The 20425-nt window shown below is 59.1% G+C and carries 16 protein-coding genes; 1 reads left to right on the top strand and 15 read right to left on the bottom strand.

The genetic code is table 11. The annotated features are described in order from the left end of the window. Positions 1 to 21 precede the first annotated feature (21 nt). Entirely contained in the window at positions 22 to 1104 is a 1083-nt protein-coding gene (locus TU84_RS08215; RefSeq protein ID WP_048368560.1) for an AI-2E family transporter, read from the top strand. Here TU84_RS08215 and TU84_RS08210 read toward each other — a convergent pair. From TU84_RS08210 to aceA, 15 genes are all read right to left on the bottom strand, one after another. Continuing rightward, entirely contained in the window at positions 1101 to 3218 is a 2118-nt protein-coding gene (locus tag TU84_RS08210; RefSeq protein ID WP_048368559.1) for a TonB-dependent receptor family protein, read from the bottom strand. The two genes, TU84_RS08215 and TU84_RS08210, sit on opposite strands and share 4 nt — an antisense overlap. A 235-nt stretch (positions 3219 to 3453) precedes the next feature. Next, positions 3454 to 4923 carry an NADH-quinone oxidoreductase subunit NuoN gene (nuoN, locus tag TU84_RS08205; protein ID WP_048368558.1) on the bottom strand — a complete coding sequence of 490 codons (1470 nt, stop codon included), beginning with the start codon at positions 4921 to 4923 and terminating at the stop codon, positions 3454 to 3456. A 7-nt stretch (positions 4924 to 4930) separates the two neighbouring features. After that, positions 4931 to 6463 (bottom strand): NADH-quinone oxidoreductase subunit M, encoded by a 1533-nt coding sequence (nuoM, locus tag TU84_RS08200; RefSeq protein WP_048368557.1) that lies wholly within the window; start codon positions 6461 to 6463, stop codon positions 4931 to 4933. A 38-nt stretch (positions 6464 to 6501) separates the two neighbouring features. Further along, positions 6502 to 8355 carry an NADH-quinone oxidoreductase subunit L gene (gene nuoL / locus TU84_RS08195; RefSeq protein ID WP_048368556.1) on the bottom strand — a complete coding sequence of 618 codons (1854 nt, stop codon included), beginning with the start codon at positions 8353 to 8355 and terminating at the stop codon, positions 6502 to 6504. Continuing rightward, positions 8352 to 8660, bottom strand: a complete 309-nt coding sequence (gene nuoK, locus TU84_RS08190) for an NADH-quinone oxidoreductase subunit NuoK (RefSeq protein WP_003446970.1) — start codon at positions 8658 to 8660, stop codon at positions 8352 to 8354. The genes nuoL and nuoK overlap by 4 nt, the downstream gene beginning before the upstream one ends. Before the next feature lies 1 nt (position 8661). Next, positions 8662 to 9165 (bottom strand): NADH-quinone oxidoreductase subunit J, encoded by a 504-nt coding sequence (gene nuoJ, locus TU84_RS08185; RefSeq protein ID WP_048368555.1) that lies wholly within the window; start codon positions 9163 to 9165, stop codon positions 8662 to 8664. 9 nt (positions 9166 to 9174) lie between these two features. After that, a complete protein-coding gene (gene nuoI / locus TU84_RS08180; RefSeq protein ID WP_016780194.1) occupies positions 9175 to 9723 on the bottom strand; it encodes an NADH-quinone oxidoreductase subunit NuoI in 549 nt (182 codons plus the stop codon). Between the two features lie 12 nt (positions 9724 to 9735). Further along, positions 9736 to 10743, bottom strand: a complete 1008-nt coding sequence (gene nuoH / locus TU84_RS08175) for an NADH-quinone oxidoreductase subunit NuoH (RefSeq protein WP_048368554.1) — start codon at positions 10741 to 10743, stop codon at positions 9736 to 9738. Beyond that, complete coding sequence (nuoG, locus tag TU84_RS08170) at positions 10740 to 13454, bottom strand: NADH-quinone oxidoreductase subunit NuoG (protein WP_048368553.1); 2715 nt, start codon at positions 13452 to 13454, stop codon at positions 10740 to 10742. Before nuoG ends, nuoH begins: the two co-directional genes overlap by 4 nt. Before the next feature lie 133 nt (positions 13455 to 13587). Next, positions 13588 to 14943 (bottom strand): NADH-quinone oxidoreductase subunit NuoF, encoded by a 1356-nt coding sequence (nuoF, locus tag TU84_RS08165; RefSeq protein ID WP_048368552.1) that lies wholly within the window; start codon positions 14941 to 14943, stop codon positions 13588 to 13590. Further along, entirely contained in the window at positions 14940 to 15437 is a 498-nt protein-coding gene (nuoE, locus tag TU84_RS08160) for an NADH-quinone oxidoreductase subunit NuoE (protein WP_048368551.1), read from the bottom strand. Before nuoE ends, nuoF begins: the two co-directional genes overlap by 4 nt. 2 nt (positions 15438 to 15439) lie before the next feature. After that, a complete protein-coding gene (gene nuoC, locus TU84_RS08155) occupies positions 15440 to 17224 on the bottom strand; it encodes an NADH-quinone oxidoreductase subunit C/D (RefSeq protein ID WP_048368795.1) in 1785 nt (594 codons plus the stop codon). Positions 17225 to 17298: 74 nt separating this feature from the next. Continuing rightward, on the bottom strand, positions 17299 to 17973 hold the full coding sequence (locus tag TU84_RS08150; protein WP_048368550.1) for a NuoB/complex I 20 kDa subunit family protein: 675 nt from the start codon (positions 17971 to 17973) through the stop codon (positions 17299 to 17301). A 10-nt stretch (positions 17974 to 17983) separates the two neighbouring features. Next, positions 17984 to 18397 carry an NADH-quinone oxidoreductase subunit A gene (locus TU84_RS08145; protein ID WP_003446990.1) on the bottom strand — a complete coding sequence of 138 codons (414 nt, stop codon included), beginning with the start codon at positions 18395 to 18397 and terminating at the stop codon, positions 17984 to 17986. Between the two features lie 603 nt (positions 18398 to 19000). Next, positions 19001 to 20326, bottom strand: coding sequence for an isocitrate lyase (aceA, locus tag TU84_RS08140; RefSeq protein ID WP_048368549.1), 1326 nt, complete (start codon positions 20324 to 20326; stop codon positions 19001 to 19003). Positions 20327 to 20425 lie beyond the last annotated feature (99 nt).

The raw sequence follows: 20425 nt of genomic DNA, 5'->3' as shown, positions 1-20425 counted from the left end.
TACTTAAGACATGGAAGGTGTATGAACGAAACAAGTCTGCAACGTAAAACCCTGCTCCTGCTTCTGGCCTTCGTCACCGTTGCCTTTATCTGGATTTTGCTGCCGTTCTATGGGGCGATTTTTTGGGCGGTGGCGCTGGGTATTCTGTTCGCGCCCCTGCAGCGCAAGCTGCTCCTCAGGTTCAAAGGTCGGCGTAACCTGGCCACCTTTGTCACGCTCACAGCCTGCACCCTGATCGCGATTCTGCCGGTGATTTTCACCACGATCCTGCTGGTGCAAGAAGTGGCCACCCTTTATAGCGATGTGCAAAGCGGCAAGATCAACGTCGCCGGTTATATCGCCCAACTGCAAAGCAGCTTGCCCCATCAGGTCATTGAATGGCTCGACCGGCTGGGCTTGAGAAGCATTGAAGGCGTCAGCGACAAAATCTCCAAGGGCGCGCTTGAAGGCAGCCAGTTCTTTGCAACCCAAGTGTTCAACTTTGGTCAGAGCACCTTTGAGCTGGTGGTGAGCTTTTTCATCATGCTCTACCTGTTGTATTTCTTTATTCGTGACGGCCAGGCCATGGTGCGTTTGATCCGCAACGCGGTGCCCATGGCTGAACAGCACAAGCGCCTGTTGCAAATCAAATTGCGTCGCGTGGTCAGGGCTTCAGTCAAAGGCAATCTGGCGGTGGCCGTGGTGCAGGGCGCGCTGGGCGGGGTAATCTTCTGGATCCTGGGCATCCAGAGCTCGCTGTTTTGGGCGGTGCTGATGATGTTCCTGTCCTTGTTGCCTGCCGTCGGAGCGGGCATCGTCTGGGCGCCGGTGGCGATTTACTTCCTGACCACCGGGATGATCTGGCAAGGCGTGGTGCTGGCGCTGTTTGGCGTCTTCGTCATCGGTATGGTCGACAACGTATTGCGCCCGATCCTGGTGGGCAAAGACACGAAAATGCCGGACTTCCTGATCCTGATCTCGACCTTGGGCGGCATGGCGATTTTCGGCCTCAATGGCTTTGTCATCGGGCCATTGATCGCCGCCCTGTTCCTGTCGAGCTGGGGATTGTTCAGCGGCACCCGGCGCAAGGTCCGCTTGCCCGCTGACAAAATCACCCTCGACTAACGAAAGCTGTACGAAACCCCGACGTAGGCGCCCCGGCCTTCGCCGGGGGTGGAACGGGCGGCGTCCTGGCCTTTGTCGTCGTAACCCGGTGTCACCGTGGCGGCGTAGCGCTCGCCGGTGAGGTTGCGCAGGTCGATCCAGGTCTGCCAGTCGCGCTTGGGGGAGGCGTAGCCCAGCGTTGCGCCCCACAGCGTGTAAGACGATGCGTAGTAGGTGTTGGCATAGTCCACCGCCATGCGTGAGGCCACTTGTGTGTTGACCCCCGCGTAGAAGCCTTGCGGGTGGTCATAGCGGACCTCCGCTTGGTAGTAGTGCTGTGGGATGCCCGGCAAGCGGTTGTCACCAAAGCGTGAGTCATCGCGGTAATGGAAGTCGCTGAAGGTGTAGGCCTGACGCAACGACAGGCTGCCCACGCTATCGCGCTCCCACAAGCGGCTATTGAGCCCGGCTTCAATGCCTTGGTGTACGGTCGGGCTGGCGTTGGACTCGCCGACAATCGGTGCCAGGTCAGCCGTGGCAGCTTGCAGCTCAACCGTCAGTAGTTCATGGCGCACGGCCGAGTAGTACCAGGCCAGATCCCATTGGCCGATCCCCGAGTCGCCCCGTGTGCCCAGCTCAAGGGTGGTCGCGGTCTGGTTCTGCATGGCAATCGGGGTGCTTTGGCGCCCGGTGGCCGGGCCGCTGCCCACCGGGAATACGTACGGCGAACTCCAGATCATCGACCACGGGTGCGGCGGCTCGACCGAGCGACTGAGGTTGCCGTACACCTGCAAGTGCGGGTTGAACTCATAGCGCAAGCCCAGGCGCGGCGCGTAATCCCAATCATGGCGGCTGACTTTGCCGCCGCTGTCGGGGTAGCTCACTTCACTTTCGCGGCGGGTATAGATCAGCGCCATACCCGTGGTCAGCCACAGGTCGGGCATCAGCTCCAGATCATTGCTGGCGTGCAGCACGCTGTCCGATCCCTGATAACTGAAGTCGCGCATTTTGGTGCCCGGCGCATAGCTGGCGGTATTGCCGCGCGGGATGCGCACGTATTCCGACGCGCCGCTGTTGGGCAAATGCTTGCTGCTGCGCAGACCCACCGTGGTTTTGCTTTCAAGGCCAAACAGGGTGTCGCGGCGCTTATAGTTCAAGGTACCGCTGACGTCGGAGTAGGCAACCTTCAGCCGGTTAGGCCCTTCGCGCAGATCCATGGGGTAATCGTGGTACACCAGCCCGACTTCCAGCTGCGAATCATCGTCCAGGTACAGCGTGGTCTTGTTGCCCAGCCAGGTGCTGCCGGGTTGCGGGCGGGTGTAGTCGCCGCTCATATACGCCGGATTGGCAGCGCGTGGGTGATGCTTGATTTGCTCTTTGGTGACCCGGCCTGCGAGTTCGTTATCGGTTTCGCGATAACGCAGATAAAAGCGTGTTTCCAACTGCGGGCTGAAACGATAGCCAATATTGGCAGCGATGCCTTTGCTGTTGCCTGACGTGTGGTCTTGATAGCCGTTGGTCTCAGCGTCGTTCAGCGACACGTAGTAGTCCAGATCCCCCAACACTTGCCCGGAACTGATTTGGCGTTTCTGGTAGCCATAACTGCCCGTTTCATAGCGCACTTGCAGGGGCGCGGCGTCATAGCCGGTGTGGGTGACGTAATTGATCGAGCCACCCAAGGCCAGCGCGCCGACATCAAAACCATTTGCTCCGCGCAACACCTCAGCACGGCTCAGCCACAACGGCTCGAACAACTCATAGGGCGTACCGCCGGGGCCGGTCAGCGGCAGGCCATCAAACATCACATACAGGCCCGAGCCGTGGGCGCCGGGGGCGCGGTTGATGCCCGAACCGCGCACCGAGACCTTGGTGCCCTCATTACCGCCAGATTGCGCATACACACCGGGTTGATACGCCAGCACATCACTGTTGGTCGCGACGCGGCCCTGTTCGACCGCGTTCATGTCGATCACATTGCTGGCGCCGGGCACCTGCTTGAGCGCCTCCTGTGCGGCTTGCAGGTCGCTGCTTTCCTCACTGCGAACCTGAACCTCACCCAACTCCAGCGGGTTAGCATAAGCGGGCGCAGCGCAGACAAGCGCCAAAGGCAGAAACGAAGACAAGGCAGATCGCATTAACAGGCATTCCAGGACGATGGGCGGGCGGCGCGCCAGCCTATACAAGCCCGTAATCACTCGCAACTGTCAGACAATCACAGCCCCACCTAACTGTAGGAGCGAGCTTGCCTCGCGATCTTTTGATCTTTAAAAGATCGCGAGGCAAGCTCGCTCCTAAAGGGGCTGGCAGGATCAAAAAAAATACCCCGTGAAGGCCGGGCCTTCACGGGGTATCGGGACAACCGTTTAACGCTTAACCGTGCAGGTACAGCGTTGCGTGTTGCACCAGTTCCAGCATCGGTTGTGGGTACACGCCCAGTACGAACACCAGAATCGAAACCGCCAGCAGCATCACGCCACCTGCTTTCTGCTCCCAGTTCAGCGGAGCATCGTGGCGATGCAGTTTCGGCTCGACCAAGTACAGGGTCACCATCACACGCAGGTAGTAGAACACGCCGATGGCGCTACCCAGGATCAGGGAACCGACCAGCCACCATTGGTGAGCTTCAACGCCGGTCGCAATGATGTAGAACTTGCCGATAAAGCCAGCGGTCAGCGGGATACCGGCCAAGGACAGCATCATCACGGTCAGTACGGCGGTCATGTACGGACGGCGCCAGAACAGGCCGCGGTACTCGTACAGTGCGTCTGCGTCACGGCCTTTGTACGGCGACGACATCATGGTAATGACGCCGAACGCACCGAGGCTGGTGAGCACGTAGGTGATCAGGTACACGCCGATCGCTTCAACGGCCATGCCTTTGCTCGCAATCAGGGCGATCAGCAGGTAGCCAAAGTGGGCGATGGACGAGAAACCCAGCAGACGCTTGAGGTTGTTTTGGGTCAGGGCCAGCAGGTTACCGAACAGGATCGAAGCAATCGCGATCACGGTCAGTACGTCGCTCATCACACCGGTAGTCGCGGCCGGGGAGATCTGGAACAGACGCACGATGACGGCAAACACGGCAACTTTCGAAGCGGTGGCCAAGAAAGCCGCCACAGGCGCCGGAGCACCTTCGTACACGTCTGGGGTCCAGAGGTGGAACGGTACCAGCGACAGTTTAAAGGCCAGACCCACCAGCATCATGCCCAGACCCAGCTGTGCGATGGCGCTTGGCGCGCCAGTCGACGCCAAGGCGTGGCCGATACCGCTGAAGCTCAGGCTGCCGGCTTCGGCGTACAGCAGGGCCATACCGAACAGCAGGAACGCAGAACCTGCAGCCGACAGCACCATGTACTTGATGCCGGCTTCCAGCGAACGCTTGTTGAAGAAGGCGTAAGCCACCAAGCCGTAGACCGGAACCGAGAGCAACTCCAGGCCGATGAACAAACCCGCCAGGTGTTGCGCGCTCACCAGCACGATACCGCCAGCCGCAGCCAGCAGGATCAGCAGGTAAAGCTCTTCGCGGTTGCCCGGGTAGCCGGTGCCGCCTTCGCCCAGGTAAGCATGGGCGAGGGTGACGCAGGCCAGCGTCGAGACCAGGATCAGCCCGGTGTACAGATAGGCGAAGTTGTCCATCATCAACAGCGGGGTGACAGCCAGCGGTGCCACTTTTAATGCCGGGAAAATCGACAGCAGTGCCAGGTTAAGACCCGCCACCGAAAGCAGGAAGGTCTGTGAGTGATTGCGGCGCCACGCGATTGCCAGCATCACCACCACAACGGTGAGGCTGGTAATCAGCAGTGGAGCAAGCGCGATAAAGTGTTGGATCGTGAATTCCATAGCGCTCTTACCGGGCCGAAGCGAGTTGAGTGAAGGCGGTGCCGAGCCATTGCTGCACGCCATGCATGGTCGCAGCAGAGGCATCGAGGAACGGTTGCGGGTACACGCCGATGAAAATCAGCAGTACCGCCAGACCGAGCACCATGATCAGTTCACGAGCATCCATGCCGGCCAGTACCGCGTCCGATTTGGACGGGCCGAAGTAGGCGCGGTGAATCATGATCAGCGAGTAAACCGAACCAAACACCAGACCGGTTGTTGCAATGGCCGTGACCCAAGGGAAGCTGGCGAACGAGCCCATCAGAATCAGGAACTCACCCACGAAGTTACCGGTGCCTGGCAAGCCCAGCGACGCGGCAGCGAAGAACAGGCTGATGGCCGGCAGGTAAGCGATCTTCGACCACAAGCCACCCATTTCACGCATGTCACGGGTGTGCAGGCGCTCGTACAGCTGGCCGCTGAGGATAAACAGCGCCGCTGCCGAAACACCGTGCGCGAGCATCTGGATCACTGCACCTTGCAACGCCAGCAGGCTGCCGGAGTAGATGCCGATCAGAACGAAGCCCATGTGCGAAACGCTGGAGAACGCGATCAGACGCTTGATATCGGTTTGTGCGAAGGCCAGGAAAGCACCGTAGAAAATCCCGATCAGACCCAGGGTCATGGCAATCGGCGCAAACTCGGCCGAAGCATTCGGGAACAGCGGCAAGGCGAAACGCAGCAGACCATAAGCAGCGGTCTTGAGCAGGATACCGGCCAAGTCGACCGAACCTGCGGTAGGTGCCTGGGCGTGAGCGTCCGGCAACCAGGAGTGGAACGGTACAACCGGCAGTTTCACCGCAAACGCAATGAAGAAGCCAAGCATCAGGATGTACTCGGTGGTGAGCGACATCTTGGTTTTCAGCAGCTCGGCGTAGCTGAAGGTCAGCACACCGGTTTCATTGTAGTTGACCAGCACCAGGCCCAGGATCGCCACCAGCATGATCAGGCCGGAAGCCTGAGTGAAGATGAAAAACTTGGTCGCGGCGTAGATACGGGTTTTCTTGCCGTCGGACGAGCTGTGACCCCAGAGCGCGATGAGGAAGTACATCGGCACCAGCATCATTTCCCAGAAGAAGAAGAACATGAACAGGTCGATGGCGAGGAACACGCCAACTACGCCGCCCAGGATCCACATCAGGTTCAGGTGGAAGAAGCCCACGTGACGCTGAATTTCTTTCCAGGAACACAGTACCGACAACACGCCCAACAGGCCGGTCAGCAGGATCATCAGCAGCGACAGGCCGTCCAGCGCCAGGTGCACGCTGATGCCGAAGCGCTCGATCCAGGTGTGCTGGAACTCAAGCGCCCACGCCGGGGCAGCGCCCGGGTTCGGTGCCAGATGGTAGTCCCCGTGCGCCCACAGCCAAAGGCCGAGGGCAAGTTCGAGGGACATGGTCAGCAACGCAATCCAGCGTGGCAGGGTAGGGCCGAAGCGCTCACCCAGCCAGCACAGCAGGCCGCCGATAAAGGGGATCAGGATTAGCCAAGGCAGAATCATGACGGGCTCAATTCCTTTCGCAATGTCGAAGGTTCATATCAGACCGCTACCAGTACGATGGCGCCCATGACCAGTACAGCACCGGCGGCCATGGAAGCAGCGTACCAACGCAGTTGACCGGTTTCGCTGCGGCTCAGGGCGTTATGCCCGGCCTTGGCCATCTGCGGGATCAAACCAATGGTCTGGTCCAGCGGATCTTTGCGCAGCACGCGGCAGATCAACAGGTACGGTTTGACGAACAGTTTGTCGTACAGCCAATCGAAGCCCCAGGCAGCGAACCACCAGGCCGAGAGGAAGCGACCGATGCCGCTATTGGCAACAGCGGTAACGAAACGACGTTTGCCCAGGTACAGCAGGGCAGCGAGCAGGATACCGGCCAGGGCAATGGCACCCGAGGCGATTTCCAGGCTGTGTTTGGCTTCGCCGCCAGCATGGCCAACGCTTTGTGGCAGTACGCCAGCCAACGGAGGCGTGATCAGGGCGCCGATGAAGGTCGACAGCACAATCAGGATGCTCAGTGGCAGCCAGTAGGTTACGCCGTGGCCTGCATGAGCTTCAGTCTTGGCTTCACCGTGGAAGGTGACGAAGATCAGACGGAAGGTGTACAGAGAGGTCATGAACGCACCCGCCAGACCGGCATACAGCAGACCGCTGTGACCGCTGGCGAAGGCTTCCCAAAGAATTTCGTCCTTGGAGTAGAAGCCAGCTGTCAGCAATGGCAAGGCCGACAAGGCCGCGCCGCCGACGATGAAGCTGGCGTAAGCCAGTGGCAGTTTTTTCCACAGGCCGCCCATCTTGAAGATGTTCTGCTCGTGGTGGCAGGCAACAATCACTGCACCCGATGCAAGGAACAGCAGGGCCTTGAAGAAGGCGTGGGTCATCAGGTGGAATATCGCCCCGTCCCAGGCGCCAACGCCCAGCGCCAGGAACATGTAGCCGATCTGGCTCATGGTCGAGTAGGCGAGGATACGTTTGATGTCGGTTTGAACCAGCGCTGCGAAACCTGCCAGCACCAGTGTCACACCGCCGACGATGCCGACCAGGTGCAGCACTTCAGGGGCCAGGGTGAACAGGCCGTGGGTCCGCGCGATCAGGTAAACACCGGCGGTTACCATGGTTGCGGCGTGGATCAGTGCCGAAACCGGTGTCGGGCCCGCCATCGCGTCTGCCAACCAGGTTTGCAGGGGCAATTGCGCCGACTTACCGACCGCACCGCCCAGCAGCATCAGGGTCGCCAGAACGATCCAGAAGTCACCGGCCTGGAATTTCTGCGGCGCCAGCACCAGCAGTTCCTGAATGTTCAGTGTGCCCAGTTGCTGGAACAGGATGAACAGGCCGATGGCCAGGAACACGTCACCGATACGGGTCACGATAAAGGCTTTGAGTGCGGCGTTACCGTTGTTGCGGTTGCTGTAGTAGAAACCGATCAACAGGTAAGAGCACAGGCCCACGCCTTCCCAGCCGAAGTACACGAACAGCAGGTTATCGGCCAGGATCAGGAACAGCATGCTGGCGATAAACAGGTTGGTGTAGGAGAAGAAGCGCGAGTAGCCGTCTTCACCGCGCATGTACCAGGAGGCAAATACGTGGATCAGGAAGCCCACACCGACAACAACGCCGAGCATGGTCACTGCCAGGCCGTCGAGGTACAGGGTGAAGCTAGGCTTGAAGTCGCCTACCGACATCCACTGCCACAGCACTTGGCTGTAGTGGCCGCCTTCAGGTGGTGCAACGTTGAATTGCCAGATCACGTACGCGGCAACGATGGCTGACAGGCCGATGGAGCCGACGCCGATCAGTGCCGAGAGATTTTCGCTGAAACGTCCACGGGAGAACGACAGCAGCAAAAAGCCGATCAGGGGGAATACGAAAGTCAGAAAGAGAAGGTTCATCCGCGCATCTCACTGGCAGCATCGATATCAAGCGTGTGGAAGCGGCGATACAGTTGCAGCAAGATCGCCAGGCCAATACTGGCCTCGGCAGCTGCCAGGGTGATCACCAGGATGAACATCACTTGTCCATCCGGCTGCGCCCAACGTGCACCGGCCACAATGAACGCCAGTGCAGCGGCGTTCATCATGATTTCCAGACTCATCAATACGAAGAGAATGTTACGGCGAACCATCAGTCCAACCAGACCGAGGCAGAACAGTACGCCTGCTACCGCAAGCCCGTGTTCCAAAGGTATTCCAGGCATCTTATTGCTCCTTCGCCTCAGTGCGGCCCAAGTGGAACGCCGTCACCGCTGCAGCCAGCAGCAGCATCGAGGCGAGTTCGACCACCAGCAGATACGGGCCGAACAGGCTGATGCCCACGGCTTTTGCATCAATGGTGGTTTGACCGATAGCCGCGCCGCTCTGGTGAGCGAACAGCACATACAGCAGTTCAGCCAGCAGCAAGGCCGACAGAATGCTCGGGCCAACCCATATGCCGGGCTTGAGCCAGTGGCGTTCTTGCGTCACCGAGGCCGGGCCCTGGTTGAGCATCATCACCACGAACACAAACAGCACCATGATGGCACCGGCGTAGGCGATCACTTCGAGCACACCGGCAAACGGTGCGCCGAGGCTGAAAAAGGTCATCGCCACGGCAATCAGCGAAATAATCAGGTAGAGCAGGGCGTGCACAGGGTTGGTGTTGGTGATCACGCGTAGCGTGGACACGACAGCGACACCCGATGCGAAATAGAAAGCGAATTCCATCGTTCTTCCTTAAGGCAGCAAGCTCTTCACGTTGATCGGCTCGGCTTCGTTCTGGGCAGCGCCTTTCGGCTTGCCTTCTACGGCCATACCCGCAACACGATAGAAGTTGTAATCAGGGTTCTTGCCCGGGCCGGAGATCAGCAGATCTTCCTTCTCGTAGACCAGATCCTGACGTTTGAACTCGGCCATTTCGAAATCCGGTGTCAGCTGGATCGCGGTGGTCGGGCAGGCTTCCTCACACAGACCGCAGAAAATGCAGCGTGAGAAGTTGATGCGGAAGAACTCCGGGTACCAACGGCCATCTTCGGTTTCGGCTTTTTGCAGCGAGATGCAGCCCACCGGGCACGCTACGGCGCACAGGTTACAGGCTACACAACGCTCTTCGCCGTCCGGGTCGCGGGTCAGGACGATTCGGCCACGGTAACGCGGTGGCAGATAGACCGGTTCTTCCGGGTATTGCAGCGTGTCACGCTTGCGGAAGGCATGGCCAAACACCATCACCAAGCTGCGAAGCTGGGTGTAGGTGCCATGCACGATGTCAAACAGGTACTTGAACATGGGTCTCTATCCTCACTGAACCGCGACTGCAGGCGTGTTCATCAACACGATTGCAGCGGTTACCAGCAAATTGATCAGGGTCAGCGGCAGGCAGAACTTCCAGCTGAAATCCATCACTTGGTCATACCGTGGACGCGGAATAGAAGCGCGCAGCAGGATGAAGATCATGATGAAAAACGCGGTCTTCAGGGCGAACCAGATAAACGGGATCTGCGGCAGGATGCCGAAAGGCCCGTGCCAGCCACCGAAGAACAAAGTCACCAGCAACGCCGAGATCAACACGATCCCGATGTACTCACCGACGAAGAACATGCCCCATTTCATGCCGGCATATTCAATGTGGTAACCATCGGCCAGTTCCTGTTCTGCTTCCGGCTGGTCGAAGGGGTGACGGTGAGTCACAGCGACGCCAGCGATGAAGAAGGTCAGGAAACCGAAGATCTGCGGAATGATGAACCACAGGTTCTGCGCTTGGTATTCAACGATGTCGCGCATGTTGAACGAGCCAACCTGTACCACGATGCCCATCAGCGACAGGCCCATGAACACTTCGTACGAAACAGTCTGAGCCGAAGCACGCAAGCTGCCGAGCAGGGCGAACTTGTTGTTACTGGACCAGCCAGCGAACAACACCGCGTACACCGACAGACCGGCCATGGCGAAGAAGAACAGGATACCGATGTTCAGATCCGCCACGCCCCAGGTCGGGGTGATCGGGATAATCGCAAAGGCGATGAGCAAAGCGCTCATGGCCACAACCGGTGCCAGGGTGAAGATCATCTTGTCGGCAAACGGAGGGGTCCAGTCTTCCTTGAAGAACATCTTGATCATGTCGGCGGCGATCTGAAACGCGCCGAACGGGCCTACGCGGTTTGGGCCGTAACGGTCTTGCCAAAGGGCGAGCAAACGACGCTCGACCCAACTCAGCAGCGCGCCGCACACCACCACGGCGAGCAGGATCACGATGGCCTGCACCACCGTGATGATCACGTCGATCACTTCAGGCGTAAACCAGCTCATTGGGCTGCCTCCTGCAAACCGTCAACGGTAAGGCCAAAGATAGCGGGCGGAATACCTGGCAGACCGGCTGGCAATGCCACCAGACCTGCACCCAGCTCTTCATTGATACGCAGCGGCAGACGCAGGGTCAGGCCCGCCACGTTCAAGCTCAGCAGCGCACCGTCGTTGACACCCAGACGGTCGGCTTCGGACTTGGCCAGGGCCACGTAGGCGGCAGGGATACGCTCTTGCACCGGCGCGGCTTTCGAAGAGTTCTCTTCGCTGCCCAGCAGGTGATAGAACGGCACCACTTGCCAGGTGCCACGTGCCGGGTTGAACGCGCCCGGAATGTTGGCGGACCAGCTCAGTGCATCACCTTTGCTTTCGATCAGGCGGGTGCCCGGGTCGCCAGCGCGGATGTGACCACCGACTTCGTCCTGGAACTTGTTCCACGCTTGTGGCGAGTTCCAGCCCGGCGACCAGGCGAACGGCACTTGTTTGCGCGGTTCTACCGAGCCCGAGTAACCTTCCATCGAGAACGCGAACGCGGTGTCCGGGTCTTGTGGAATACGTGGCTCGTGCACGCTGATGTTGGCGCGCATGGCCGTGCGGCCGCTGTAACGCAGCGGTTCACGGGCCAGTTTCAAACCTTTGATACGGAACGCAGCGGACGGCGCAGCATCAACAATCTGGGCCAGTTCCGGGGTGCTGGCGGCAGTGGCTTGAGTTACGTGGTCGAGCAGCGTCCAGTCAACCGGCTTGTTCAGCAGGGTGCTGCGCAGGGCGTGCAACCAGCGCCAGCCTTCGTGGATCAAAATGCTCGAATCCAGGTAGCGCGGCTCGTAGACCTGGAAGAAGCGCTGGGCGCGGCCTTCCTGGCTGACCAGGGTACCGTCGCCTTCGGCGAAGCTGGCGGCTGGCAGAACCAGGTCAGCGCGGTCTGTGGTTGCGGTCTTTTGATGATCGGCAACGATGACGACTTTGGCAGCGTCCAGTGCCGCATTCACCTTGATCGCGTCAACACGGGTGAACAGGTCGTTTTCCAGCACCACGATGGCATCGGCTTTACCGTCGATAACCGCTTGCAGCGCCGCATCAACCGAATCACCGCCGAGCATGGCCAGGCCGAGGCTGTTGGCCTCTGGCACTACCAGGCTGATGGAGCCGGCTTTTTCACGCAGGTGCAGGGCCTTGGCGATGTTGCCTGCGGCTTCGATCAGGGCCTTGGAGCCCAGCGAAGTACCGGCCACGATCAGTGGGCGTTTGGCCGCGAGCAGGGCGTCAGCGATGCGCTGGGCCAGCTCAAGGGCTTCGGCGTCCAGGCCAGGTACGGCCGGAGCGCTGGCGTCAATGGCGTGAGCCACGGCGAAACCGATGCGCGCCAGGTCTTCAGGGGCAGCGTGTACACACTCTTCAGCCACGTCATCGAGCTTGGTTTCAGCCAGGCTGGCGATAAACAGCGGGTTCAACGCGTGCTGGCCGATGTTTTTCACCGCAGCGTCGAGCCAAGGCTGAACGCGCATGGCGTCGGCCATGTCTTCAGCTTTGCCCTTGACCGATTGACGCAGCGACAGCGCCATACGGGCGGCGGTCTGTGTCAGGTCTTCACCCAGTACGAACACGGCGTCGTGATCTTCGATCTCGCGCAGGTTAGGCACTGGCAGCGGGCTGTCTTTCAGCACTTGCAGCACCAGACGGATGCGCTCCAGCTCAGCGGCTTCGATGCCGGAGTAGAAGTGCTCGGCGCCGACCAGTTCAAGCAACGCGTAGTTGCTTTCGAGGCTGGCGCGTGGCGAACCGATGCCGACGATGTTGCGACCGCGCAGCAGCTCAGCCGCTTTGTCCAGCGCAGCGTCCAGGCCCAGCTTGGTGCCGTCGGCCAGCAGCGGCTGACGTGGGCGGTCGGTGCGGTTGACGTAGCCATAGCCGAAACGGCCACGGTCACACAGGAAGTACTGGTTCACCGAACCGTTGAAACGGTTTTCGATGCGGCGCAGCTCGCCATAACGTTCGCCCGGGCTGATGTTGCAGCCGCTGGAGCAACCGTGGCAGATGCTTGGCGCGAACTGCATGTCCCACTTACGGTTGTAGCGCTCGGAGTGAGTTTTGTCGGTGAACACACCGGTCGGGCAGACCTCGGTGAGGTTGCCGGAGAACTCGCTTTCAAGCACGCCGTCTTCAACGCGACCGAAGTACACGTTGTCGTGAGCGCCGAACACACCCAGGTCGGTACCGCCTGCGTAGTCTTTGTAGTAGCGCACGCAGCGATAGCAGGCGATGCAGCGGTTCATCTCGTGAGCGATGAACGGGCCGAGTTCCTGGTTCTGGTGGGTACGCTTGGTGAAGCGATAACGGCGTTCGTTGTGGCCGGTCATCACGGTCATGTCTTGCAGGTGGCAGTGACCGCCTTCTTCGCACACAGGGCAGTCGTGCGGATGGTTGGTCATCAGCCATTCGACGACGCTGGCGCGAAACACTTTCGCTTCTTCGTCTTCGATGGAAATCCAGCTTCCGTCAGTGGCCGGGGTCATGCAGGACATGACGATACGACCACGGGTGTCGTTCTCGTCGGTGTACTGCTTGACTGCGCACTGGCGGCAGGCGCCGACGCTGCCCAGGGCAGGGTGCCAGCAGAAATACGGAATATCGAGTCCTAGCGACAAACAGGCCTGTAACAGGTTGTCTGCCCCATCGACTTCGAGCTCTTTGCCGTCTACGTGGATAGTGGCCATGGTTCAAAGTTCTTCGTTGGCCCGGTGTCAGCGGGCGTGGCTAATGGAATCTTGTTATGCGTTCGAATCAACACAGCCTTTACGGCGTCATCGAACGATCAAAGGGTGGCACGGACCACCCTCAGTCAAAGCGTTACGCGCCGATTACAATCGGGCGAGCCAGCGGTACGGCGCCAGGTTTTGCTTGCGAAATACCGGCTTCGAACTCTGGACGGAAGTACTTGATCGCGCTGCCCAATGGCTCCACGGCGCCCGGTGCGTGAGCACAGAAGGTTTTGCCTGGGCCGAGGAAGCCGACCAGACCCAGCAGGGTCTCGATATCGCCGGGCTGACCTTCGCCTTTCTCGAGGGCCATCAAGAGCTTGACGCTCCATGGCAAACCATCACGGCAAGGGGTGCAGAAACCGCACGATTCACGGGCAAAGAACTGTTCCATGTTGCGCAGCAGGGAGACCATATTGACGCTGTCGTCCACCGCCATCGCCAGGCCCGTACCCATACGGGTACCGACTTTGCCGATGCCGCCGGCGTACATTTGTGCGTCCAGGTGCTCTGGCAGCAGGAAGCCGGTGCCGGCGCCGCCTGGCTGCCAGCACTTGAGCTTGAAGCCGTCGCGCATGCCACCGGCGTAGTCTTCGAACAGCTCGCGTGCGGTCACGCCGAACGGCAGTTCCCACAGGCCAGGGTTCTTCACTTTGCCGGAGAAGCCCATCAGCTTGGTGCCGTGGTCTTCGCTGCCTTCGCGGGCTAGGGATTTGTACCAGTCAACGCCGTTGCCAATAATGGCCGGTACGTTGCACAGGGTTTCTACGTTGTTCACGCAGGTCGGCTTGCCCCATACGCCCACAGCGGCCGGGAACGGCGGCTTGGAACGCGGGTTGGCGCGACGGCCTTCGAGGGAGTTGATCAGTGCGGTTTCTTCGCCGCAGATATAACGCCCGGCGCCGGTGTGCACGAACAGTTCGAAGTCAAAGCCCGAACCGAGGATGTTTTTGCCCAGCAGGCCGGCTGCCTTGGCTTCTTCGACGGCACGACGCAGGTGCACGGCGGCGGTGGTGTACTCACCGCGCAGGAAGATGTAGCCACGGTAGGTTTTAAGCGCGCGGGCACTGATCAGCATGCCTTCGATCAGCAGATGGGGCAGTTGCTCCATCAGCATGCGGTCTTTCCAGGTGTTGGGTTCCATTTCATCGGCGTTACACAGCAGGTAACGGATGTTCATGGATTCGTCTTTAGGCATCAGCCCCCACTTCACGCCCGTGGGGAAGCCAGCACCACCACGACCCTTAAGGCCCGCGTCTTTCACGGTCTGGACGATATCGTCCTGCGCCATGTCCGCGAACGCCTTGCGCGCCGCCGCGTAGCCGTCTTTGGCCTGGTACTCGTCGAGCCATACAGGCTCGCCGTCGTCACGCAGGCGCCAGGTCAGCGGGTGGGTTTCTGCCGAACGCGCAATGCGGTTGGCAGGGCCGAAAGAAGTCAGGGTCATGGGTAGCCCTCCAACAACGTAGCGACGCCAGCAGGCTGCACGTCACCGAATGTGTCGTCGTCGATCATCAACGCCGGCGCCTTGTCGCAGTTGCCCAGGCAGCACACCGGCAGCAGCGTGAAGCGGCCGTCCGGAGTGGTCTGGCCCAGGCCGATGCCCAGCTTGCTCTGGATTTCGCCAACCACGGACTCGTGGCCACCGATGTAGCACACCATGCTGTCGCACACGCGAATGATGTGGCGGCCCACCGGCTGACGGAAGATCTGGCTGTAGAACGTGGCCACGCCTTCAACGTCGCTGGCAGGGATGCCCAGCAGTTCGCCGATGGCGTATACCGCGCCATCCGGCACCCAGCCGCGTTCCTTCTGAACGATCTTCAGGGCTTCGATCGACGCTGCGCGTGGATCTTCGTAGTGATGCATCTCGTGCTCGATGGCCGAGCGCTCGGTTTCGCTCAGGGCGAAACGGTCTGTCTGGATAAGCGTGCTGTTCATGCTTAGCGGTCCACGTCGGCCATAACGAAATCGATACTCCCCAGGTACGCAATCAAGTCCGCGACCATTTCGCCTTTGATCACCGAAGGGATCTGCTGCAAATGGGCGAAGCTTGGGGTGCGAATCCGGGTGCGGTAGCTCATGGTGCCGCCATCGCTCGTCAGGTAGTAACTGTTGATGCCCTTGGTCGCTTCGATCATCTGGAAGGATTCGTTGGCCGGCATGACCGGGCCCCACGAAACTTGCAGGAAGTGCGTGATCAAGGTCTCGATGTGCTGCAGCGTGCGCTCTTTAGGCGGCGGCGTGGTCAGCGGGTGATCCGCCTTGTACGGGCCGGCTGGCATGTTGCGCATGCACTGCTCGATGATTTTCAGGCTCTGGCGCATTTCTTCGACGCGCACGATGCAGCGGTCGTAGGCATCGCCATTGGCTGCCAACGGGACTTCGAATTCGAAGTTCTCGTAGCCGGAGTACGGGCGCGCTTTACGCACGTCGAAGTCGCAACCGGTGGACCGCAGGCCGGCACCGGTGACGCCCCATTCCAGGGCCTCTTTGGTGTTGTACTGGGCGACGCCGATGGTACGACCACGCAGAATGCTGTTGTCCAATGCGGCTTTTTGGTATTCGTCCAGACGCTTTGGCATCCACTCGACGAATTCCTTGACCAGACGCTCCCAGCCATTTGGCAGGTCGTGGGCAACGCCACCGATGCGGTACCAGGCCGGGTGCAGACGGAAACCAGTGATGGCTTCGATCACTTTGTAAGCGCGCTGACGGTCGGTGAAGGTAAAGAACACCGGGGTCATGGCGCCCACGTCCTGGATGTAGGTACCCAGGAACAGCAGGTGGCTGGTGATACGGAAGAACTCGGCCATCATGATGCGGATGGTGTCGACCCGGTCCGGCACCTTGATCCCGGCGAGCTTCTCGACCGAGAGCACGTACGGCAGGTTGTTCATCACGCCGCCGAGGTAGTCGATACGGTCGGTGTACGGGATGAAGCTGTGCCAGGACTGGCGCTCGGCCATCTTCTCGGCACCACGGTGGTGGTAGCCGATGTCTGGCACGCAGTCGACGATCTCTTCGCCGTCCAGTTGCAGAATGATACGGAAGGCACCGTGAGCCGAAGGGTGGTTCGGGCCCAGGTTGAGGAACATGTAGTCCTCGTTTTCGCCGGAACGCTTCATGCCCCAGTCTTCAGGGCGGAAGCGCGCGGCTTCTTCTTCCAGCTGTACTTTGGCCAGGGTCAGGCTGTACGGATCGAACTCGGTCGCACGCGCCGGGAAGTCCTTGCGCAGCGGGTGACCTTCCCAGGTCGGCGGCATCATGATGCGCGACAGGTGCGGGTGACCTTTAAAGTCGATACCGAACATGTCCCAGACTTCACGCTCATACCAGTTGGCGTTTGGCCAGATACCGGTGATGGTCGGCAGGCTGAGGTCGCTCTCGGACAAGGCAACCTTGATCATTACGTCACTATTACGCTCAAGCGACATCAGGTGGTAGAAGACTGTGAAGTCTGCACCCGATGGCAAGCCCTGACGCTTGGTGCGCAGACGTTCGTCCACACCGTGCAAGTCATAGAGCATGACGTAAGGTTTTGGCAGGTTGCGCAGGAAGGTCAGTACTTCAACCAGTTTTGCGCGGGTAACCCAAAGCACCGGCATGCCGGTGCGTGTGGCCTGTGCGGTGAACGCTTCAGGGCCAAAACGGGTATTGAGTTCGACAACCACATCCTGGTCGTCAGCCTTGTAAGGCGGGATGTACAGAGCGGAGCCTGTAGTCATGGTTTTTTTATCGCTTTCGTTCAACGTAAAGAATGAAGCCAGTGTTTCGTTCTATTTATAGAAACGGCGCTGGATCAGACTTCGTCGGGGCTGCGCAGGTTAGTGACCTGAATACGCTGTTCGCGGCGCTGTTCCTTTTGGGACGGCATCTCGGCGCGGTACACGCCTTGTTCACCGACAACCCAGGAAAGTGGGCGACGCTCCTGGCCAATCGACTCTTGCAAGAGCATCAAGCCTTGCAGGAAAGCCTCTGGGCGGGGTGGGCAGCCTGGCACGTAAACGTCCACGGGCAGGAACTTGTCGACCCCTTGAACCACGGAGTAGATGTCGTACATGCCACCGGAGTTGGCGCAAGAACCCATGGAGATAACCCACTTAGGCTCAAGCATTTGCTCATAGAGACGCTGAATGATCGGCGCCATCTTGATGAAGCAGGTACCGGCAATAACCATGAAATCCGCCTGACGCGGCGATGCCCGGATCACTTCGGCGCCAAAGCGCGCGATGTCGTGGGGCGCCGTGAAGGCGGTGGTCATTTCCACGTAGCAGCACGACAAGCCGAAGTTGTACGGCCACAAGGAGTTTTTACGCCCCCAGTTGACCGTGCCGTTCAGCACGTCTTCCAGCTTGCCCATGAAAATGTTTTTGTGGACTTGATCTTCTAACGGATCGGCAACGGTTTCCCGATTGCCGATCGGGTATTGCTCGTTAGGAGCATCCGGGTCGATCCTGGTGAGTTCGTATTGCATTGCCAAAGCCTCATTGTTTCAGCTTGGCCTGCCGCTTACGACGAGCTTCCGGTGCCCAATCAAGAGCACCCACCCGAAATAGGTAGACAAGGCCTGCCAACAGAATTGCTATGAAAACGAGAGCTTCGACGAATCCGGTCCAGCCGCTTTCGCGAACAGACACAGACCATGCAAAGAGAAAGAGGGCTTCGATATCGAAGATCACGAACAGCATCGCGACCAGATAGAATTTTGCAGAGAGCCGCAAGCGGGCGCCACCGGTAGGCAGCATGCCGGACTCGAACGGTTCGTTTTTGCTGCGGCCCCAGGCTTTTGACCCAAGGAGGCTGGAGACGCCGAGCATGAAGGCACAGAGGCCGACAACGCCGAGAAGGAAAATGGCAAAGCCCCAGTTGTGGGCTATGAGTCCTGTCGCTTCGGGCATGCTGGAAATCCTTAACAGAGAGCAAAGGTCTCTGAGCTTAAAAAGGTAATAAAGCAGTGACGATATGTCGCAGCGCTATTGATTGCCGGGATTTTATGGCTAAACACCCAGCAAGTAAATTTTCTAAGATGAATTAATTCAATCCTTTAGTGGTATAGCACTCCTCAAAGTCTACGCAGGCCTTGTGTTCCGTGGATTACAGCGTGTTTCAAGGATTATGTTTTACGACGCAGGTAATCAACAAAAGCAACTCTAAATGATAATTAATATCGTTTAAGCGCTGCGCTGTTGTGACGCAGTACGGTTAACCCGTTGAACTTGGCTTATATAGACGCACTTGGCAAGTTTTGAACTTGGCTTTGTAACCTGCTTCACGTTTCAGTTTATGGATCTGAGTCAGGGTTTTGTTGGATTGACCTGATCCCCCCTCTGATCTCGTAGTCGCTGCCGAGGCACGCAGGCTGCGAGCTCTTGATCGTCATGGCTGCTTATAAACAGCTCGCAGCCTGCGTGCCTCGACAGCGACTACAAAGATGAGCGATACCCACACACAAAAAAAAACGCCCCGAACCAGTCGGGGCGCCAATCACTGAGGAGCAGCTATCAGTGGAACTGTTCTTCTTCGGTCGAGCCGGTCAGGGCGGTTACCGATGAAGAGCCACCTTGAATAACGGTGGTCATGTCGTCGAAGTAGCCGGTGCCCACTTCTTGTTGGTGTGCCACGAAGGTGTAGCCTTTTTCTGCGTCAGCGAATTCCTGCTCTTGCAGTTTCACGTAGGCAGTCATGTCGTTGCGGGCGTAGTCGTGCGCCAGGTTGAACATGCTGTGCCACATGTTGTGAATACCGGCCAGGGTGATGAACTGGTGCTTGTAGCCCATGGCCGACAGCTCGCGCTGGAACTTGGCGATGGTCGCGTCGTCCAGGTTTTTCTTCCAGTTGAAGGAAGGCGAGCAGTTGTACGACAGCAGTTGGTCCGGGTATTCCTTTTTGATCGCTTCGGCAAAGCGGCGTGCTTCTTCAAGGTCCGGTTTGGCGGTTTCACACCAGATCAGATCGGCGTAAGGGGCGTAGGCCAGGCCGCGGGCAATGGCTTGGTCCAGGCCTGCACGTACTTTGTAGAAGCCTTCTTTGGTGCGTTCGCCAGACACGAACGGCTGGTCGTACGGGTCGCAGTCAGAAGTCAGCAGGTCTGCGGCGTTAGCGTCGGTACGGGCCAGGATGATGGTCGGTACGCCAGCCACGTCAGCAGCCAGACGCGCTGCAGTCAGCTTTTGTACGGCTTCCTGGGTAGGTACCAGTACTTTGCCGCCCATGTGGCCGCATTTTTTCACCGAGGCCAGTTGGTCTTCGAAGTGAACGCCGGCGGCGCCTGCTTCGATCATGTTCTTCATCAGTTCGTAAGCGTTCAGTACGCCGCCGAAACCGGCTTCAGCGTCCGCCACGATAGGAGCGAAGTAGTCGATGTAACCTGCGTCGCCCGGGTTTTTGCCAGCTTTCCACTGGATCTGGTCGGCACGACGGAACGAGTTGTTGATGCGCTTGACCACGGTTGGAACCGAGTCCACCGGGTACAGCGACTGATCGGGGTACATGGATTCAGCAGAGTTGTTGTCTGCTGCCACTTGCCAACCCGACAGGTAGATAGCCTGGATGCCGGCTTTAACCTGTTGAACTGCCTGGCCCCCGGTCAGGGCGCCCATGCAGTTGACGAAATCTTTCTCAGGACGGAAGGACGGGTGTGCGCCCTGTGTCACCAGTTTCCACAGCTTGTCAGCGCCCAATTTTGCAAAGGTGTGCTCGGGTTGAACCGAACCACGCAGGCGGACCACGTCAGCAGCGGAATAATCGCGTTTCACGCCTTTCCAGCGTGGGTTTTCGGCCCAGTCTTTTTCAAGGGCTGCAATTTGCTGTTCGCGTGTCAGTGCCATGGAGATAAACCTCGTCGCATAGGTCTGGGTTGAAAAATTTGCTCCGCCAGCACACAGCAATTATGTTTGTGTAAGTGCGTGAATGGCTGCTCGCCAAGA

The sequence above is a fragment of the Pseudomonas helleri genome (assembly GCF_001043025.1).
Classification (GTDB): domain Bacteria; phylum Pseudomonadota; class Gammaproteobacteria; order Pseudomonadales; family Pseudomonadaceae; genus Aquipseudomonas; species Aquipseudomonas helleri.
The sequence above is the reverse complement of the archived record's forward strand: the minus strand, read 5'-3'. Positions and strand labels throughout refer to the sequence as shown.

Coding starts and splice junctions, on each gene's coding strand:
- nuoH (WP_048368554.1), bottom strand. CDS start 10,743: ATGAGCTGGTTTACGCCTGAAGTGATCGACGTGATCATCACGGTGGTG.
- nuoG (WP_048368553.1), bottom strand. CDS start 13,454: ATGGCCACTATCCACGTAGACGGCAAAGAGCTCGAAGTCGATGGGGCA.
- nuoE (WP_048368551.1), bottom strand. CDS start 15,437: ATGAACAGCACGCTTATCCAGACAGACCGTTTCGCCCTGAGCGAAACC.
- nuoK (WP_003446970.1), bottom strand. CDS start 8,660: ATGCCTGGAATACCTTTGGAACACGGGCTTGCGGTAGCAGGCGTACTG.
- nuoI (WP_016780194.1), bottom strand. CDS start 9,723: ATGTTCAAGTACCTGTTTGACATCGTGCATGGCACCTACACCCAGCTT.
- aceA (WP_048368549.1), bottom strand. CDS start 20,326: ATGGCACTGACACGCGAACAGCAAATTGCAGCCCTTGAAAAAGACTGG.
- nuoM (WP_048368557.1), bottom strand. CDS start 6,463: ATGATTCTGCCTTGGCTAATCCTGATCCCCTTTATCGGCGGCCTGCTG.
- nuoN (WP_048368558.1), bottom strand. CDS start 4,923: ATGGAATTCACGATCCAACACTTTATCGCGCTTGCTCCACTGCTGATT.
- nuoL (WP_048368556.1), bottom strand. CDS start 8,355: ATGAACCTTCTCTTTCTGACTTTCGTATTCCCCCTGATCGGCTTTTTG.
- nuoJ (WP_048368555.1), bottom strand. CDS start 9,165: ATGGAATTCGCTTTCTATTTCGCATCGGGTGTCGCTGTCGTGTCCACG.
- nuoC (WP_048368795.1), bottom strand. CDS start 17,224: ATGACTACAGGCTCCGCTCTGTACATCCCGCCTTACAAGGCTGACGAC.
- TU84_RS08215 (WP_048368560.1), top strand. CDS start 22: ATGAACGAAACAAGTCTGCAACGTAAAACCCTGCTCCTGCTTCTGGCC.
- TU84_RS08150 (WP_048368550.1), bottom strand. CDS start 17,973: ATGCAATACGAACTCACCAGGATCGACCCGGATGCTCCTAACGAGCAA.
- TU84_RS08145 (WP_003446990.1), bottom strand. CDS start 18,397: ATGCCCGAAGCGACAGGACTCATAGCCCACAACTGGGGCTTTGCCATT.
- TU84_RS08210 (WP_048368559.1), bottom strand. CDS start 3,218: ATGCGATCTGCCTTGTCTTCGTTTCTGCCTTTGGCGCTTGTCTGCGCT.
- nuoF (WP_048368552.1), bottom strand. CDS start 14,943: ATGACCCTGACTTCTTTCGGCCCTGCCAACCGCATTGCGCGTTCGGCA.